1 protein-coding gene is annotated in these 1015 nt (G+C 55.5%); it reads right to left on the bottom strand.

The window, feature by feature from the left end:
• Positions 1-1015, bottom strand: a 1015-nt coding sequence (locus tag D6694_12480; GenBank protein ID RMH38404.1) for a hypothetical protein, incomplete at both ends; no start/stop codon positions are given.

Raw genomic sequence — 1015 nt, 5'->3', positions numbered from 1 at the left:
CACCAGATACACCTTGCCGGTTGCGGGGTTGTATGCGCCACGCACCGCACCGCCGTCCGTCGGGCGCACGTTCTCCGGCAACCCGCTTTCATCCTGCACGATCTCCAGCTTGCCCTTGCGCTCCAGCGCGTCCACGGCCTTGCCGAAGGTTTTGCGCAGTTGAACACGATGCGGGTTGACATCCACATCAGAATGATCTTTACTTTGGTTATCGGCGGTTGATGCCTTGAGAAGCTCATCGGAGGATGAGTGAGGAGGCCAAGACCCATTGCCCTTTGCTTGGTCGCTCAGGCGCAGGTAATCGGCAATGGTGAGCCGTTCCGGAGAGCCGGTAAGACCGGCGCGCCCGTTATTGCCGACGGGGTCAACGCTCCCTACCCGGCTCAAGGTTTCAACCGCTTTTTTCTTCTGCTGCATTTTCTTGACAACAGACCGTTTTCTCATCCGATAGACAGAAGCAACTCTCAGGTTGCCGCTCTTGTCCACCCTGAAGTCAATTCGCACCGCAGGAATATCTTGGGTTTTCTGGCTTGCCCGCACCAATGTGATGCGTCCATCAGCATAGGGATACCAGTCATCCGGTGAGCGAAGCACAAACTCCACATCCTTGCGCACATCATCAGCGTTGCTGTAGTGTTCGGGATGCCGCTTTGCCAGCGCATCGAAATTAGCGCGAATCCGTAGCGAGCCATTGAAACCCATCCACCTCACTACATGTGCCGGAGGCTCGATCACATCCTCGCTGCCTGCCCGCGAAAACATCACGCGCGATTCATTTTCAGGTTCTTTATGCTCAGTCTCCTTGATCCTCTTTAGTATCTCTTGCGCCGCATAACGTGCGTTGTTCGTCAACTGCCGTTGCCATGCCTTATTGCGAGGCGACCAGCGGAAGCCTCTGCGTTTCAACTCGGCAATCATGTCCGGATCAGGCTTACCGGGAAACTCGATCTTGAGGCGGTTTGCTTCAACATCTTCAATCACCCGAACCCCGCTAACCTCATGTTCAGCAGACGTT

It is taken from the genome of Gammaproteobacteria bacterium, from assembly GCA_003696665.1.
GTDB lineage: Bacteria > Pseudomonadota > Gammaproteobacteria > Enterobacterales.
Note: the sequence above shows the minus strand (reverse complement) of the source record. Positions and strands in the feature narration are given on the sequence as shown.